This window comes from Fluviicola sp. (genome assembly GCF_039596355.1).
Taxonomy (GTDB): domain Bacteria; phylum Bacteroidota; class Bacteroidia; order Flavobacteriales_D; family Crocinitomicaceae; genus Fluviicola.
Genome location: NZ_JBCNJW010000011.1, coordinates 43,608 through 60,588, shown reverse-complemented (window position 1 = coordinate 60,588; position 16,981 = coordinate 43,608). Strand labels below are relative to the sequence as shown.

Sequence of the window (16,981 nt, the reverse complement as noted above, 5' to 3'; positions counted from 1 at the left end):
GGTGGTTCAGCTAAGTTTAAGTAGTTTGAGCGAAGTCGAAAACTACTTTTTAAACACCAAATAAACCGCAATCAGAATCAGCAAAAACGCCACCGCATGATTCCACTTGAGGGCTTCGTCTTTGAAAAAAATCACTGAAAACACCATGAAGATTACGAGAGAAGCAACTTCCTGGATGATTTTTAACTGGATGAGCGAAAACGGACCTCCGTTCCCCTGATACCCCAGTTTGTTTGCCGGAACCATAAAAACGTATTCAAAAAGGGCAATTCCCCAACTTGTCAGAATGGTTACCGCAAAAACCCAAAAACCGGTTTTTTTAGCGTCCGGGTTATCGCGTAAATGACCATACCATGCGTAGGTCATAAATGAATTCGAAATAAGTAATAGAACAACTGTGAGGATGGCTCTCATACACTTTTTTTACAAAGTTAAAAATTGTATTTCGATATGGAAGCAGAAATCCCGTCCAGGTTTAACAAGAACGGGATTCGGTTGCTTTGCTGAGATGTAAAAAGCAGCAAGTTTGCAGATTAATTTTTATAGACATTTTTCTTTTCGATTCTTCCGTCGGAGCTTTCAACATAGACAAAGATCCAGCCTGCAGGTAAGTCGTGCAGCGAAAAACACCAGTTCGGCATCGCACGGTTCTTGATTACCTGTCCGTTCAGGTCGATGAGTGTAATGTCCTTGATTTCAATGGAGGAAGAAACGATCAGCAGATCACTTGTCGGATTCGGGTACACTTTGAGATCCCAGTTCGGAAGCGAATTTTCTTCCGGAGGATCAGCCATCTGAGCGTGTAATGAAGTGGAAATAAGGAAAAGTCCACTTAACAAAATGAAGGTTTTCATGGGTTCTTTGGATTTGCTTTAATAACCGGAGTTATTTGCGAACGTTACAAGAAAAAGTTAAAATTGAAAATGGAGAATTGAGAAGATGGATTATCTCTTTGTCCAGGTAGAGTTTTCCTTCGACTTCAAAATAATGGTACTCAGTATCTTCATTAGTTGCTCAGATTCATCTTTCAACAGATTTAAATCCTCTTTTTTTGATTTACTTAATTCAATCAGTAATTCAAGCCAATAGATCGATTCATCACATTCTTTCAGAGCAATTGATAATTTATGAATAAAATCATTTTTACTTTCTGCATTTCTTGCTTCTCTCACATTCGCGCCAACAGAAGACGCGGATCTTGCAAGTTGTTTGGTGATGATGAAATTTTTCTCAGTCTCATTAATTTGTTCACAAATGCTAAAGGTTTGTAATGCAAATCTCCATTTTCAATTATATTTAGTTCATGGTTAAACCAATCAAACTTTCAGAAGCAAATGCCGACTTTTTCGACCGCGTGTACCAGGTCGTACGCCTGATTCCAAAGGGAAGAGCAACCTCTTATGGTGCTATTGCGGCCTATTTGGGAGCAAAAAGCGGGAGCAGGATGGTGGGTTGGGCAATGAATGCTGCTCACGGACAGGAAGGTGTTCCGGCTCAGCGCGTCGTCAATAGAAACGGAATGCTCACCGGGAAGATGCACTTTGAAACACCGACAAAAATGGAGGAATTGTTACAGTTGGAAGGAGTTGAAGTAGTAGATGACAAGATTGTAAACTGGAAAGCGGTTTTTTGGAATCCAATGACCGAACTGGAAATCGATTAAGGAAATTTGGAAATCAATTGCTGTGATTTATTGGCTCTCATTTCGCAATCGGTCCGGTAATTTTTGACTTGCTCGTTAAACAATTCTTCGTTTCCGGAAATATGTGAGCGGAAGAAAAGCTCTTTCTGAATTGACTCCAGGGTCTTATAGCTGTAAGAGACGGTTTCCATTTCCCCCATCTGATTCAATAATGTACGCTCTTTTTCAACTAACTTTTTGGCATGCTCCATTTGGCGCTCATACTCTGACTGGCAGGAACTCATTAACGCAAAAATAGAAATGACTGAAAGGAGTTGTAGTAAATTTTTCCATTTCATACTTCAAAGATACGAAGAAAGCATCTGATAAAAAAAATCGTTTGTTTGTTCAAAATCGTTAAATAGTCATTCTTTTCGATCAATTATCCTGATGAATATTCTGCGTACCATAATTCTCGCTTCAGATTACTGATTACATTTGTGGAGATGATTTTGGTTACAGGTGCAACCGGGCTCCTTGGATCACATGTAGTGGTTGATTTGCTGCGTAGCGGATACGAGGTGCGTGCCATGTACCGGGAAGAGTCGCGGAAAGAAGTGGTTTTCCGCCTGCTGAAATTCTATTATCCCGAAGAAGATACCTCTTTAGCAGCCAAATTGAGCTGGTTTCAGGGGGATATCCTGGATTTAAGCGATGTGGAAGAATCTCTGATGGGAATCGATAAAGTGGTGCATTGTGCGGCTTTGGTTTCTTTTCATCGCCGGGATTTCAATGCCCTGTTCAAAGTCAACCGGCAGGGAACGGCCAACCTGGTCAACTTTGCCCTGAGTTCGGAAGTGAAACAATTCGTATACGTTTCTTCGACAGCGGCCATCGGAAGTGATTCTGTACATACAGACGGATTGAAGCGGGAATCCAATTCCTGGAACCCGAATGATGAGGTGAGTGGTTATTCGCTTTCCAAGTTCAGTGCTGAAAAAGAAGTGTGGCGTGCTGCGGAAGAAGGATTGCCGGTTTCCATCGTGAACCCGAGTGTGATGTTTGGCCCGGGATCCTGGGAAGAGAGTTCACTGACGATTTTCCGCACCCTGAACATAGGACTGAAATTCTATACCGGAGGTTCCAACGCATTTGTAGATGTGCGGGATGTCTCATCATTGATCCTGAAACTGATTGAAACGGAAAAAACCGGGGAGCGCTACCTGGTAACCGGAACCAATATTCCATTCAGGGAATTATTCGACCGGATTTGCCGTCAACTTCACGTAAAAGCGCCTTCTGTTGAAGCAGGGCCGTTTTTAACCGGACTTGCATGGCGTTTGTCGGGAGCCTGGGGAAGATTTACAGGAACACGTCCTACGATAACCAAAGAAAGCGCCCGAAGCTCGCAGGGAAAATCAGCTTTCTCGAATGAAAAATTACTCCGTGATTTCCCGGAATTCACATTCACAGACCTCGAAGACACGATTGAGACAACGATTCGGGGCAGAATGAACGAACTTTAAAAGTCATAAATTCAAAATTTAAAAGTCAAAAACGAATCTCTGAAACTTTAATCTCTAATTCAATGTTTTTGAATTTTGACTTTTGAATTGTGATTATTACTGCTGTTGACTTTTCTCCAGGTCTGAATTGATCTGCTCAATGTAATTCAGGATTTTTTCTCTCCCGAACTGCGATTCGCTGGACGTAGTGAAAACCGGGGGAAGTGATTCCCAGTATTTCAGCATTTCCTTCTTGTAGGCAGCCAGGTTTTTCTGTAGTGCAGAGCTGGATAATTTGTCGATTTTCGTGAAAACCATGGAGAACGGAAGTTGTTCTTCGGCACACCAGGTCATGAATTCCAAATCGATTTTTTGCGGTTCCAGTCGGGAATCGATCAAAACGAAAATGTTAATCAGGGTTTCGCGCTTGGTCAGGTACTCGGAAATAAACTTTTCCCACTGGTTTCTGCTTGATTTGGATGCCTTTGCATAACCGTAGCCCGGTAAATCTACCAGGTACCATTCCTGGTTAATCATAAAATGGTTAATCAATTGCGTTTTTCCCGGTTTTCCGGAAGTTTTTGCCAAATCTTTCTTATCGACCAACATGTTGATCAGGGAAGACTTTCCTACATTCGAACGACCAATAAATGCGTACTCAGGCAAGCCGTCTTTCGGGCATAAATTGATATCCGTATTACTGATGACGAATGTTGCTTCCTTGATAATCATGTCTTTTTATTTTTTTGCAAAGGTACGAGAATATTTTTGTTCGGAGCGGATGTTGAAATCCGGCAAATGAAGGATGGAATGGGTTTTTCTTCCCGGTTTTGATGCTGTAAATTCCGGGAAGGCTAACTTTGGGCTTTTGAAAAACGAAAATTTGAGCCAGGATCAGTTGCATATTGTATTTGAAGATGCCCATTGTCTGGTGGTGGATAAACCCAGTAACCTGATTGTACATCACTCATACTACGCCCGGAATATCGAGGAAACTTCCTTGACTGATTTGATCCGGGAATCGGGATACCCGGAAGCGAGTCCTGTTCACCGCCTGGATCGTAAAACATCCGGATTGTTGCTTTTTTCAAAGAAAGCGGAGTGGGTGTCCGAATTTCAGATTTTGTTCGATAAAAACGAAATAGAGAAGAAGTACCTGGCTTTGCTGCGCGGTTTTGTGCCGGAAGAAGGGGTGGTTGATTCCCCGGTGAAAAACGATCGGGGCAATTACAAAGATGCGGAAACCAGGTTCCGATGCCTGGAACAGTTTGAACGGGATTACGTGATTCCGCCCTATGAAAAACAACGCTACAGCCTGGTTGAAATGGTTCCGGTGACTGGAAGAATGCATCAATTGCGGATTCATGCCAATAAAATGACACATCCGATCATCAACGACCCGAAATACGGGAACCGGCACCATAACCATTATTTCCAGGAGGAATTGGGGATTCACGAGTTGTTTTTGCATGCATATCAATTGAAGTTTCGCCAGCCGTTTACCAGCGAAGCAATCGATCTGCAAGCGCCACTCCCGGATTTCTGGAACCGGTTTTTTAATGCTGAGTAAAAGCAGTTTAAGTGAAACATATCAAAAAGCCCTGAAAAGGAAAAAGCCCTTTGAACAAAAATTCAAAGGGCTTTTCTACTACAACTTAACCTAACTAACTCTTGCGTAAGAGTGCTTTTCGAGACATGTCTTTCAGGAACATGTTAACTCAATATTTTGTTTTATTTAGAACAATTTTATCAGAACAGACAGGGAAAGTTACCGCCTTTATCGGAAATAACCAAATTTCCCGGTCGTATTCGATCTTTTAAGTTATCCGGATCCGGCGATGTTCTCCCCGGATTTTCCGTCTAACTCTTGCGAATAGTGATGATACAAATGTATGGCGTTAAAAAGGATTGTGCAACCGTATAAATACTGAAAATGCAAATGTGGTTTTCCGCAATTTTAGGTTGGGAAAAATGCTAAATCCCTTTAGTTTTCTGATTTTCAGTCGGATTGTTGTTTCGAAGGAAAAATACGAAATGAAATTATTTTGACTGTAAATATTCAATTTTCAGCAACGGTTAGAATAATCTGCGTCTTTTTTCTGTTTTTGGAGCTGTAAAATACTGCTTTTACTCTTTGTTCCTGACTGGTGAAATAGCCGGTATACTGAATGTGTTTTTTATCAGGAATAATCGTGTACTGATTATTTGTCAATGCAGTGAAATACGCGAGGAATTGATCCCGGCTCTTTTTATCTGAAGAAAAAAGTTCCACTTTACTAATAATGGTGTCTTTGAAGGTGGTGGAAAAGGAACATGTTCCGAGTCCGGCGATACCGGCACGTAAAAAAGTGGCGGAACCGTTTGCGATAATACTGTCTGCTTTGTGGACGCAAGATTGCTTAAAGACTAATTTTTGACCCGGGAAGTCGATGGTGTCGAATGAGCTGAGTTGGACCCATTCAAGGGCTGTTTGACTGTGGGCCTTTCCCTGGTGGAATAACAGGAATAGAAAGAAGAGGTGTTTCATGAATTTCCAGCTTTTAAATAGTGGTGTTTTATTGAGGTGTGTGAAGATAATCAATTCTGAATCAATTTGATGGTTTTACTGATTCTTCGTTTAGAAGAACCGTTAAGTTTAGTTGACTGTTCCTGAATTTTCCATTTTGCATGGTTGTTACCCACCATCACTTCACCACATTTTTTCCACAATCGATCATTTGTTACCACTTTTTACCACTTTATTCTGAAAACATAAAAAATCAGTAAAATCAGTATTTTTGAATCAAATGTTGTAACCTTGTATGCGTTGATTACGTTAGAAGTTATCAACAAAGTGTAATTTGGTGGTAAAAAGTGGGTGATTCTCCCTAATTTTACCCATTATTAATAGCTATGGCTGGTCTTGTAGGAGAATTTGAAGTAAAACTGGACGGAAAAGGACGATTCCTCTTCCCTGCAGGGTTGCGCAAACAACTCTCTCCCGAGGCTCAGGAACAATTCATGTTGAACAAAGGTTTTGAAGACTGTTTGACGCTTTACCCGATGAACGAGTGGGAAAAGCTGTCGGCGAAATTGTCAAAACTGAACCTGTTCAAACCACAAAACCGGATGTTTTACCGCTTGTTTCATCAGGGGGCAAAGCAACTGGCGCTGGATAATGCAGGGAGACTCCTGATTCCGGTGATGCACATGGAGCGTGTAGGTTTGGATAAGGATGTGATGCTGATCGCATACAACGATCGAATTGAGATCTGGGACAAAGACAAGTATTTCCAACTGATTGATGGAAACATGGCTGATTTTGCTGATTTGGCAGATGAAGTAATGGGTGATTTAGGGAATGATGACGAATAACGATGCGACATACCACGTGCCTGTCATGTTACAGGAGTGTCTTGATGGATTAGCTATTAATCCGGACGGCGTTTACGTAGACGTTACCTTTGGTGGTGGCGGACATTCCCGTGCAATCTTCGAAAAACTTTCTCCGGAAGGAAAACTGATCGTTTTTGATCAGGATCCGGACGCTCGTGCAAACGCATGGGAGGCTCCGAACTTTCATTTTGTAGCGGCTAATTTTGCCTTCCTCAAAAATCACCTGCGGGTTTTGGGGATTCCGGCTGTAGATGGAATTCTGGCTGATTTGGGTGTTTCTTCCCATCAGTTTGACGATGCGAAAAGAGGGTTTTCTATCCGTTCCAATGAAGCGTTGGATATGCGCATGAGCCAGGCGGGAGATTTTACGGCTGCAAAAATTGTTCAGACATACGATGAAGAACAGTTGGCTGCTATTTTCCGCAAATACGGAGAGTTGGATCATCCCTACAAAACAGCGGTAGAGCTGGTGAAGGCCCGAAACAAATCAAAGATTAAAACAACCGGCGAATTGATGGAGGCTCTGATGCCTGTGGCGCCGAAGTTCAAAGATCATAAGTTTTTTGCCCAGGTATTCCAGGCGCTTCGCATTGAAGTGAACCAGGAAATGGAAGTGCTGGAGAAATTCTTGCTCCAGACAGCGGAAGTGCTCAAACCGGACGGGCGTTTGGTGGTGATGTCGTATCATTCCCTGGAAGATCGTTTGGTGAAAAACCTGATGAAACGCGGAAACCTGGATGGTTCGATTGAAAAAGACTTTTTCGGAAAAGTATTGAAGCCTTTCGAAGAAGTGAATCGTAAGCCGATCCTTCCGACAGAAGAAGAAATTCAGCGGAATTCCCGCGCAAGAAGCGCAAAACTGCGAATAGCTAAACGATTGGATGATGGAAAATGAGTACAGAGAACGGGAGGGAAATCCGATGGATGCTGTACGCGGGAAATCAGCTCGTGAGACCTATTCCACGGAAATTCCGGAAGAAAAAGCAGGAAAGGCCAGGCGAAAGGAATCTGTAAAAGCGGAGAAGAAATCGGCGGTAAAAGAAAAGGAGTCGGTTGAAAACACTTCCACTCCGAAAGGAAAAAAAATCACGCCGGCTAAACCGCGCCGACAGAATTTGCTGATCCAGGTGTTGAACGGGGAAATCCTGACACGTGATTTTGTACTGAACAACCTGACGTTCATCTTTTTCATCCTGCTGCTGTTGATGCTGATGGTGGCAAAAGGATATTACGGCAAGCAATTGCAAAAAGACATTACCGATCTGCAGGCAAATGTAGATGCGCAGACGGCAGAATATATTGAGAACAAAGCAAGGCTGGAAGAATCGACTTCCCGCTATCGCCTGGTTCAGGCATTGGAGAAAAGAGGATTGAAAGAAACGGTCAATCCGGCGAAAGTAATACGATTAAAGCGGGCAGACGATGAGTGATAAAAAGGACTTGATGTGGCGGGCTTACCTGATTTACATAGGTTTCTTCATTGCGTTGATTGTGGTGATTGTGAAAACAGTCATCATTCAGTCGGAGGGAAGTGCTTCGCTGTTTGCCGCAACCAAAGAGAAAATTCCGACCCGCGCGGTAAAACGTTACCCGAGACGCGGAGAGGTGCTTGATAGAAATTATACGCCGTTGATTACTTCGGTGTCGTTCTTTGACATACACATGGATCCGACAGTCGTGGATCAGGAAGTTTTCGATAAGGAGATCAGTGATTTGTGCCGTGGTTTGAACAAGTTGTTCCCGGAAACTTCCGCACGTGATTTTGAAAATTACATCCGCAAGGGAAGAGCAAGAGGAAGACGTTTTATTACGATCAAACTCAAGGCAACAAACGAACAGCGTCACCGCCTGAGAGAGCTTCCGATTTTCAACCTGGGACAAAACAAAGGAGGTTTGATCGATACCGATGAAACGATCCTGCGCAAACGTCCGCACGGAGAGATTTTGAAACGAACGCTCGGGTACTACCAGAATAACGGGAATTCCAAAGAATTGCGCGTCGGGATTGAGGGAGCATACAACGAAGTACTTGCCGGAGAACCGGGAGAAGAAGTAGAGCAAAAGATTTCTTCGGGCTGGAAGAAAACGGGGAAAATGATTCGCGAACCGATCGAAGGAGCAGATTTGATCACGTCACTCGACATGGAAATCCAGGAAGTGGCACACTCCGAGTTGTACCGCCAGTTGAAAAACCAGGGTGCAAAAAGTGGTTGTGTGATCGTAATGGATGTGAAAACGGGGTTTGTTCGTGCTATTTCCAACCTGCAAAAAGCTTCAGACGGGGATTATTACGAGTTGTATAACCATGCGATCGGAACAAAAGAAGTTCCGGGGTCGACCTTCAAGCTGGCTACATTGATGGCGGCTTTGGAAGATAAAAAAATCAGTCTCGACGATACGGTGAATGCCGTGGGGTCATACCAGTTCTACAATCTGAAGCTGGATGATTCCAATCCGTATGGTTACGGACGTATTACGATTCGCAGAGCTTTTGAATTGTCTTCGAATGTCATTGCACGAGTGATTTTCAATGCATACCGGAAAGAGCCACAATTATTCGTAGACCGTTTGCGCTCATTCGGAATCGGTGATTCGCTGGGAATCGATTTGCAGGGAGAGCCAAAACCAACCCTGTATGCTCCGGGAACCAAACAATGGTCGGGGATTTCCCTTCCGTGGATGGCAATCGGGTACGAGGTGCAGCAGACGCCTTTGCAAACACTTGCTTTTTACAATGCGGTGGCAAACAACGGAACGCTGGTTCGTCCGCAATTTGTGGAACACGTTCGAAGAGGTCAGCGCATTGTGAAATCATACAAGCCAGTGGTGCTTCGCCCGAAAATCTGTTCGGATAAAACCTTGCGCTCCCTGCAGGAATGTTTAAAAGGAGTTGTGAAACGCGGAACAGGGAGTGCCTTGAAATCTTCCCTCTTCGATATCGCCGGGAAAACGGGAACTGCGGTTGTTCAGAACGAAAACGGACGCTACGGAGAAGATGGAAACAAAACGTACCAGGCTTCTTTCGTGGGTTACTTTCCGGCAGATGAACCGCTTTATTCCTGTATCGTAGTGGTTGCAGCGCCTTCCAAAGACATTTACGGGGCAACGGTTTCCGGAACGGTATTTTCCGCGATTGCAAACAAGGTGTATTCCAATTCATTGAATTACCACAAAGCAATCAATGAAGAGAAAAAGCGGGTGAAAGAAGCACCGGCAGTGAAGGATGGAAACATCAATGATTTGCTGACAGTTCTGAAACGTTTGCACCTGCCTTATCAACTGGATGCTTACAGCGAATGGTCACACGTGCGTTCATCCGGATCAAATTTATCAATCGTTCCGAGAAAACTCTCGTCGACGACTGTTCCGAGTGTGATCGGGCTGACGGCAAAAGATGCCGTTTACCTCATTGAGCGGCTGGGAATGCATGTGTATATCCGTGGAAACGGAAAAGTAGTGAAACAAACAGTTCCTGCCGGTTCTCCGGTAGTAGCAGGAGGATTAATAGAATTAGTATTGGAATGAAAAACGTACATGAAATAGCAAAAGCAACAAACGTAACGGAGTGGGTAGGTCCTGCTGACGTAACGGTTTCTGCGTTGGTGTCGGATTCCCGCAAAGCACTTCCGGGAACGCTTTTCATTGCAGTAAAAGGAACGAAAGCAGATGCGCACGATTTCATTCCGCAAGTGCTGGCACAAGGGTGTAAGGCATTGGTGGTAGAACGAATGGTGGATGTTCCTGCAGATGTCACGGTATTGCTTGTTCCGGAAACGGCAAAGGCACTGGGTGAACTGGCGCATGCTTTTTATGATTATCCGTCGCAGTCATTGCAGCTGGTGGGAGTGACCGGGACAAACGGGAAAACCACGACCACGACTTTATTGCACGATTTGTACACCGGGCTGGGCTACAAAGTAGGTTTGATCTCAACGGTAGTCAACCTGATCGGGAAAGAAGCAATTCCTTCTACACACACCACACCGGATCCGATTGCATTGAATGCGTTGTTGGCGGATATGGTGGCTCAGGGGTGTTCTTATTGCTTCATGGAAGTGAGCTCGCATGCTGTCGTGCAGCACCGCATTGCAGGATTGGTTTTCAGAGGTGGCGCTTTCACAAATATCACGCACGACCATTTGGATTACCACGGAACGTTCAAGGCATACATCGAGGCGAAAAAGGCCTTCTTTGATCAGTTGCCGAAAGATGCTTTTGCGCTGGTAAATGCCGATGACAAGAACGGGATGGTGATGGTTCAGAACACGAAAGCGAAGATTTCCACTTTTGGTCTGAAAACACATTCCGATTTCAAGGTGAAAGTGCTGGAGAACAGCTTCAACGGATTGCTGCTCACGGTCAACGGAATTGAATTGTGGACGCGTTTGATCGGGGATTTTAACGCATACAACATCGCTACGGTATACGGAATCAGCCAGCTGCTGGGTTCCGATTCAACGGAAGTGCTCACGGTTTTGAGCAGACTGGAATCGGTTGACGGTCGTTTTCAGTTCACGAAAAGCGAAGCAGACATTACAGCAATCGTGGATTATGCACACACACCGGATGCCTTGGAAAATGTCTTGAAAACCATTGAAAACATCCGCACGCGAAACGAGCAGGTGATCACGGTGGTTGGTTGCGGAGGTGACCGGGATGCATTGAAAAGACCCGAAATGGCCCGCATTGCCTGTGAATTAAGCGATAAAGTCATTTTGACTTCAGATAACCCTCGAACAGAAGATCCGGCTGAAATTTTGAAACAAATGGAAGCAGGGGTCGGAGCACACCAGACCATGAAGGTTCTTTCCATTCTGGACAGAGACCAGGCAATTAAAACGGCTGTGTCGTTGGCGCAGCCGAAAGACATTATCCTCATTGCAGGAAAAGGACATGAAAAATATCAGGAAATCAATGGGGTCAAACACCCGTTTGATGACTTCGATGTAGTTAAGAATTACTTCACGATACTCAAAAAATGAGAAGAAGCACTGCTTCTGAAATAGAGACAAGCGTTAGCGCGGTCATGCGAATAAAGACAGGTAAAAAGAATTTTAAATAGATAAGAACATGCTTACGTACTTATTCAATTACTTAGAACAATTAGATTTCCCGGGAGCCGGAGTGTTTCATTATATCTCATTCCGCGCTGCGATGGCATTGATCACTTCGTTGATCGTATCCATCATTTTCGGAAAACGCCTGATCAACCTGCTGCGTCGTCAGCAAATCGGTGAAACGGTTCGCGACCTGGGATTGGCAGGACAATTGGAAAAAGCAGGAACGCCGACGATGGGAGGAATCATTATTCTTTCTGCGATCCTCATCCCAACGTTGTTGTTTGCAAAACTGCACAACGTGTATGTCATCACCATGTTGCTGGCAACGGTTTGGCTGGGAGCAATCGGGTTCCTGGATGACTACATCAAAGTGTTTAAAAAGAACAAAGAAGGTCTGAAAGGGAAATTCAAAGTGGTTGGACAAATCGGTGTGGGAATCATCGTGGGATCAATCATGTATTTCCATCCGGACGTACAGGTTCACAAGCGTGTTTCTGCCGATTACAAATTGCAGGCAGGAGAATCGTTTGTAACGCACCAGCACTCCAAAGATGTGATCGACACGATTCCTTCCAAGTGGATTGTGACGCGCGACATGACAACGACGATTCCGTTTGTGAAGAACAATGAGTTCAATTACAACTGGCTGATCGGTGATATCGACAAATCCTACGGCTGGGTATTGTTTATCCCGTTTGTGATCATCGTTGTAATTGCCGTTTCAAACGGTGCAAACATGACCGATGGTTTGGATGGGCTTGCTACCGGAACAAGTGCCATTGCCGGAATTGCGCTGGCGGTTTTGGCCTACGTCACTTCCAATGTGCACTTCGCAGATTACCTGAATGTGATGTACGTTCCGTATGCGGAAGAGCTCGTGATTTTCATCGCGGCATTCGTGGGAGCATGTATCGGGTTCTTGTGGTACAACAGCTACCCGGCGCAGGTTTTCATGGGAGATACCGGAAGTTTGGCTTTGGGAGGAATCATCGCGGTATTTGCGATTTCCATTCGGAAAGAATTGCTGATCCCGGTATTGTGCGGAATCTTCCTGGTAGAGAATTTATCGGTGATTTTGCAGGTAGGTTATTTCAAGTATACGAAGAAACGCTTCGGTGAAGGACGCCGTATTTTCCGGATGGCTCCGCTGCATCACCATTACCAGAAAAAGGGATTGCATGAAGCAAAAATCGTTTCGCGCTTCTGGATTGTAGCCATCCTGCTGGCTGTGGTATCCATCGTAACACTGAAACTGCGCTAATGAATATCCAGGACAAAATAGTAGTTGTTTTGGGTGCCGGCGAAAGTGGTGTCGGTGCTGCGATCCTTGCAAAGGTCAAAGGAGCAAAGGTATTTGTTTCTGATTTCGGCGCGATCAAAGATACGTTTCAGGCAGAACTGAATACGTACGAACTCGAGTGGGAGCATGGAAAGCATACGATGGAGCGCATCCTGGAGGCTGATTTGGTTATCAAGTCGCCGGGAATTCCGGAAAAAGCACCGGTGATGAAAGCTGTTCGCGAAAAAGGAATCAAGGTCGTTTCCGAAATCGAATTCGCGGGCTATTTCACGACGGCAAAGAAAGTGTGTATTACCGGAAGTAACGGGAAAACGACTACCACGATGCTGATCCATCACATGCTGAAAAAAGCCGGATTGAATGTCGGGCTGGCAGGAAATGTGGGCTATAGCTTTGCGAAACAGGTAGCGCTGGAAGACAATGAAATTTACGTGTTGGAGCTGAGTTCGTTTCAGCTGGATGACATGGAAGATTTCAAAGCGGAAATCGCGATCCTGACAAACATCACTCCGGATCATTTGGACCGTTACGAGTACAACATGCAGCTGTATGTGAATGCGAAGTTCCGGATCCTGAACAACCAAACGGAGGCGGATTATTTCATCTACAATGCAGATGATCCGACCATCCAGGCGGAAATGGAGAAACGTTCCATTCCGGCAAAAAAACTTCCTTTTTCCCTGACTCAGGTCTTTGAAGAAGGAGCATATGTAGCAAACAAACAACTCATCATAAACTTTAACAATCAATTCACTATGTCTATTCATGATCTGGCTTTGAAGGGTAAGCACAATACCCAGAATTCCTTAGCCTCGGGGCTGACGGGAAGAATCCTTGATATCCGCAAGGAAATTGTGCGCGAGAGTCTGTCCGACTTCGTAAATGTGGAACACCGCCTGGAATTTGTTGCCAAGGTGCACGGAATTGAATTTATCAACGATTCCAAAGCGACGAATGTAAACTCAACCTGGTTTGCATTGGAAAGCATGGAACAACCGACTGTTTGGATTGTCGGTGGTGTGGATAAAGGAAACGATTATTCCGAATTGCTTGACCTGGTAAAAGAAAAGGTGAAAGCAATCATCTGTCTGGGGAAAGACAATCAGAAAATCATCGATACGTTTTCCGGTCATGTGGAAACAATCGTAGAAGCAGGTTCTGCCATGGAAGCTGTGGCTTACGGTTACCGTTTGGCGAAAAAAGAGGAAACGGTCTTGTTGTCTCCTGCATGCGCGAGCTTCGACCTGTTTGAGAATTACGAAGACAGAGGAAATCAATTTAAAGAGGCGGTTCGTTCACTTTAAGTTTTTAGCGATGGAAATCAAGAAAGTCGGTCAGCAGGATCAACTGCTTCAGGCGCGCAAAGAATCGCTGGAAGCAGCGGAGAAAATGGCGCTCAGACCCCTGGGGAAACTGTGGGGTATGGATGTGTTTACCTGGTATAAACCAGCTGTAACGGAACTTGCTGCAACGATTTCAACATTTCCGTTCCCTGTTTTCTGGTTGTCGAATGAAGCAATTATTCAGGAAATGGCCCTGGTCGATCCTGAAACGCTGCGCTCCGTTCAGTGGTGCGCCCAGTTCGACAATCCGCAGCTTTCCATTCCTTCGGATATCATTCCGGAAATGTCTTTGGTGACAGGAACCGAATCATTGGAAGATGCGCTGGAATTTTTAAAAAAGAATAAAAAAGCACGGCATATTTTGTTGTTTACCGTTCAGGGAAATGAATGGAAAACGAAGATGGAAATCTTTGAAAATTTTGTCAGGCTACATCAATAACACATGGTACAGTTTCTAAGAAAACACTTTAAGGGAGATTTGGTGATTTGGGTGATTACACTCATCTTACTTGGGTTTTCGTTGGTTTCTGTGTACAGTTTCGTTCCGATTTTGGTGAAGATCGAAGGAGGAACACCCTTTAAATACCTGTTCAAGCACTTCATCTACATCTTGCTGGCGGTGCTGGCGATGTACTGGGTGCATAAACGAGATCCGATGTATATTTCCCGTTTGTCGCGGGTGATTTATTACGGGGCGATCGGGTTGCTGATCTTCACCCTGTTCTTCGGAACAAAGGTAAACGAAGCCGGACGCTGGGTGAAAATTCCGTTTGTGGGATTGACCTTCCAGTCGTCGGATTTCGCGAAGCTGGCCCTGTTGATCTATGTTTCGCGGATGCTCGTGAAGAAAAAGAATGAATTGAACGATTGGAAGAAGGGCTTTTTGCCCATCATGGCGCCGATAGTTATTATTTGTGGATTGATTGTTAAGGATAACTTTTCAACGGCGGCCATTTTGTTCATGATTTCCTTCGCGATGTTGTTCCTCGGAAGAGTACCTTTCTCGAAACTGTTCACGGTCATCTTTGCAGGAATTCTCCTGTTCGTGATGGCGGTGGGATTACACAAGGCTTTGCCGGAGTTGAACATCCTTCCGCGCTTCGACACGTGGATGAACCGGATTTCGAATCGTTATGAGAACAGCGGAGACATCGATCAGGCCGGAAACCTGCAGGCAAACAATGCGGAGCAGGCTATTTACCTGGGAGGTTTCCTGGGGCAGGGAATCGGGAAGGGAAAAGTGAAAGAATTTATCCCGGAAGCCTATGCCGATTTCTTCTACGCGTCTTTTGTGGAGGAATTCGGGTCGTTTTCGGCAGTGATCCTGGTGCTGTTTTACCTCATTCTGCTCTACCGGATTATGCGCATTGCGCTGCGGGCGGATCAGCTCTTTGAGACCTACGTCTGTTTGGGGATCGGAATTCTGCTCCTTTCGCAGGCAGCGGTGAATATGATGGTTTGTACGGGAATATTCCCGGTTACGGGACAGAACATGCCCTTCCTGGCAATGGGAGGATCGGCGATGATTATGGCCTGTGTGGGAATTGGAATTGTTCAGGGAGTTGCCCAGAAACAGGAAGAAAAAAGTTCGGTTGAATCTGAAAGTGTGTTTGCATGAAAGAATTGAAGAAAATAGTGATTTCGGGAGGTGGAACAGGCGGGCATATTTTTCCGGCCCTGGCGATCGCCAATGAGATTAAAAAACGCTATCCGCAGGTAGAAATACTGTTTGTAGGAGCAGAAGGCAAAATGGAAATGGAAAAAGTTCCTGCTGCCGGATATAAAATTGTCGGATTGCCGATTGTTGGTTTGCAGCGAAAATTCACGCTGAAAAACCTGGCGCTTCCGTTTAAGTTGTTGAAGAGCCTTTCCCTGGCGAAAAACATTTTGAAAGATTTTCAGCCGGAAGTCGTGATTGGAGTAGGTGGTTATGCCAGCGGTCCGACCTTGAAAATGGCGCAGCGTTTAGGAATCCCGACATTGATCCAGGAACAGAATTCCTATCCCGGGAAAACAAACCGTTTGCTGGCGAAGAAAGTAAAAGCAGTTTGTACGGCATACGAAGGATTGGAACGTGTTTTTCCTCCGGCTACCATCCGAATGACAGGAAACCCGGTGCGGGAAGAATTGAATCAAACGGCCATTCAGAAAGAAGCAGCGTTTCAGGAATTTCCGATGCTTGATCCTGCAAAACCAACCATTTTCGTAATGGGAGGAAGTTTAGGAGCGCGAACCATGAATGAAGGTGTGCTTTACGGACTGAATCAGCTGGAAGCGGCTGGTGTGCAGGTTTTGTGGCAATGCGGAAAATATTATTTCGAATCCATGAGAGAAGAGTTGGAAGCTCGTAAAAAAGCCCCGATTTTCGTGACGGATTTCATTGCCCGCATGGATGCTGCTTATGCTGTTGCAGATGTGATCTTGTCGCGTGCCGGAGCTTTGTCGATCTCTGAATTGTGCATCGTTGGAAAACCAACTATCTTGGTGCCGTCTCCGAATGTTTCGGAAGATCACCAAACCAAAAATGCGATGGCTTTGGTGAAAAACAATGCAGCGATTTTGATTAAAGATGATGTTGCAAAAGAACAATTGATTTCAGAAGCAATCGGTTTGCTGAAAGAGGACAGCCGCATGAACGAATTGCGTGTTGCAATCAAACGGATGGCAAAACCGCAGGCAACGAAAGATATTGTAGATGTGATTGAGAGCTTGGCTACAAAATAAATTTGGAGGTGGCCGAATAAAATGATTGAATAATTGGCGGGAAGAACGTTTAA

General features: G+C 44.7%; 18 protein-coding genes. 13 read left to right on the top strand and 5 right to left on the bottom strand.

What is annotated here, in order from left to right:
- Window positions 1-42: 42 nt before the first annotated feature.
- Entirely contained in the window at window positions 43-414 is a 372-nt protein-coding gene (locus tag ABDV94_RS17040) for a DMT family protein (RefSeq protein WP_343748423.1), read from the bottom strand.
- Window positions 415-533: 119 nt separating this feature from the next.
- Complete coding sequence (locus ABDV94_RS17035; protein WP_343748422.1) at window positions 534-854, bottom strand: T9SS type A sorting domain-containing protein; 321 nt, start codon at window positions 852-854, stop codon at window positions 534-536.
- 449 nt (window positions 855-1,303) lie between these two features.
- Between ABDV94_RS17035 and ABDV94_RS17030 the strand changes: the two genes are divergently transcribed.
- Entirely contained in the window at window positions 1,304-1,663 is a 360-nt protein-coding gene (locus ABDV94_RS17030) for an MGMT family protein (protein WP_343748421.1), read from the top strand.
- Here ABDV94_RS17030 and ABDV94_RS17025 read toward each other — a convergent pair.
- Complete coding sequence (locus ABDV94_RS17025; RefSeq protein WP_343748420.1) at window positions 1,660-1,980, bottom strand: hypothetical protein; 321 nt, start codon at window positions 1,978-1,980, stop codon at window positions 1,660-1,662. The two genes, ABDV94_RS17030 and ABDV94_RS17025, sit on opposite strands and share 4 nt — an antisense overlap.
- Window positions 1,981-2,127: 147 nt before the next feature.
- Here ABDV94_RS17025 and ABDV94_RS17020 point away from each other — a divergent pair, with 147 nt between their 5' ends.
- Window positions 2,128-3,147, top strand: coding sequence for an NAD-dependent epimerase/dehydratase family protein (locus ABDV94_RS17020; protein WP_343748419.1), 1,020 nt, complete (start codon window positions 2,128-2,130; stop codon window positions 3,145-3,147).
- Between the two features lie 96 nt (window positions 3,148-3,243).
- Here ABDV94_RS17020 and yihA read toward each other — a convergent pair whose 3' ends face one another.
- Window positions 3,244-3,858, bottom strand: coding sequence for a ribosome biogenesis GTP-binding protein YihA/YsxC (gene yihA, locus ABDV94_RS17015; protein ID WP_343748418.1), 615 nt, complete (start codon window positions 3,856-3,858; stop codon window positions 3,244-3,246).
- 136 nt (window positions 3,859-3,994) lie between these two features.
- On the opposite strand from yihA, the gene ABDV94_RS17010 reads away from it, so the two are divergent.
- Window positions 3,995-4,696 carry an RluA family pseudouridine synthase gene (locus ABDV94_RS17010; protein ID WP_343748417.1) on the top strand — a complete coding sequence of 234 codons (702 nt, stop codon included), beginning with the start codon at window positions 3,995-3,997 and terminating at the stop codon, window positions 4,694-4,696.
- Window positions 4,697-5,185: 489 nt separating this feature from the next.
- Here ABDV94_RS17010 and ABDV94_RS17005 read toward each other — a convergent pair whose 3' ends face one another.
- A complete protein-coding gene (locus tag ABDV94_RS17005) occupies window positions 5,186-5,653 on the bottom strand; it encodes a hypothetical protein (RefSeq protein WP_343748416.1) in 468 nt (155 codons plus the stop codon).
- 365 nt (window positions 5,654-6,018) lie between these two features.
- Between ABDV94_RS17005 and mraZ the strand changes: the two genes are divergently transcribed.
- From mraZ to murG, 10 genes are all read left to right on the top strand, one after another.
- Complete coding sequence (gene mraZ, locus ABDV94_RS17000) at window positions 6,019-6,480, top strand: division/cell wall cluster transcriptional repressor MraZ (RefSeq protein ID WP_343748415.1); 462 nt, start codon at window positions 6,019-6,021, stop codon at window positions 6,478-6,480.
- Window positions 6,470-7,396, top strand: coding sequence for a 16S rRNA (cytosine(1402)-N(4))-methyltransferase RsmH (gene rsmH, locus ABDV94_RS16995; protein WP_343748520.1), 927 nt, complete (start codon window positions 6,470-6,472; stop codon window positions 7,394-7,396). The genes mraZ and rsmH overlap by 11 nt, the downstream gene beginning before the upstream one ends.
- Window positions 7,386-7,931: an FtsL-like putative cell division protein gene (locus ABDV94_RS16990; protein ID WP_343748414.1), complete on the top strand. Its 546-nt coding sequence runs from the start codon at window positions 7,386-7,388 to the stop codon at window positions 7,929-7,931. The genes rsmH and ABDV94_RS16990 overlap by 11 nt, the downstream gene beginning before the upstream one ends.
- Window positions 7,924-10,026: a penicillin-binding protein gene (locus ABDV94_RS16985; protein ID WP_343748413.1), complete on the top strand. Its 2,103-nt coding sequence runs from the start codon at window positions 7,924-7,926 to the stop codon at window positions 10,024-10,026. Before ABDV94_RS16990 ends, ABDV94_RS16985 begins: the two co-directional genes overlap by 8 nt.
- Window positions 10,023-11,483: a UDP-N-acetylmuramoyl-L-alanyl-D-glutamate--2,6-diaminopimelate ligase gene (locus tag ABDV94_RS16980; RefSeq protein ID WP_343748412.1), complete on the top strand. Its 1,461-nt coding sequence runs from the start codon at window positions 10,023-10,025 to the stop codon at window positions 11,481-11,483. The genes ABDV94_RS16985 and ABDV94_RS16980 overlap by 4 nt, the downstream gene beginning before the upstream one ends.
- Window positions 11,484-11,571: 88 nt before the next feature.
- Entirely contained in the window at window positions 11,572-12,822 is a 1,251-nt protein-coding gene (gene mraY, locus ABDV94_RS16975) for a phospho-N-acetylmuramoyl-pentapeptide-transferase (protein ID WP_343748411.1), read from the top strand.
- On the top strand, window positions 12,822-14,165 hold the full coding sequence (gene murD / locus ABDV94_RS16970; protein ID WP_343748410.1) for a UDP-N-acetylmuramoyl-L-alanine--D-glutamate ligase: 1,344 nt from the start codon (window positions 12,822-12,824) through the stop codon (window positions 14,163-14,165). Before mraY ends, murD begins: the two co-directional genes overlap by 1 nt.
- A 10-nt stretch (window positions 14,166-14,175) precedes the next feature.
- On the top strand, window positions 14,176-14,643 hold the full coding sequence (locus ABDV94_RS16965; RefSeq protein ID WP_343748409.1) for a hypothetical protein: 468 nt from the start codon (window positions 14,176-14,178) through the stop codon (window positions 14,641-14,643).
- Between the two features lie 3 nt (window positions 14,644-14,646).
- Window positions 14,647-15,822, top strand: coding sequence for an FtsW/RodA/SpoVE family cell cycle protein (locus tag ABDV94_RS16960; protein ID WP_343748408.1), 1,176 nt, complete (start codon window positions 14,647-14,649; stop codon window positions 15,820-15,822).
- Entirely contained in the window at window positions 15,819-16,928 is a 1,110-nt protein-coding gene (gene murG, locus ABDV94_RS16955; RefSeq protein ID WP_343748407.1) for an undecaprenyldiphospho-muramoylpentapeptide beta-N-acetylglucosaminyltransferase, read from the top strand. The genes ABDV94_RS16960 and murG overlap by 4 nt, the downstream gene beginning before the upstream one ends.
- Window positions 16,929-16,981 lie beyond the last annotated feature (53 nt).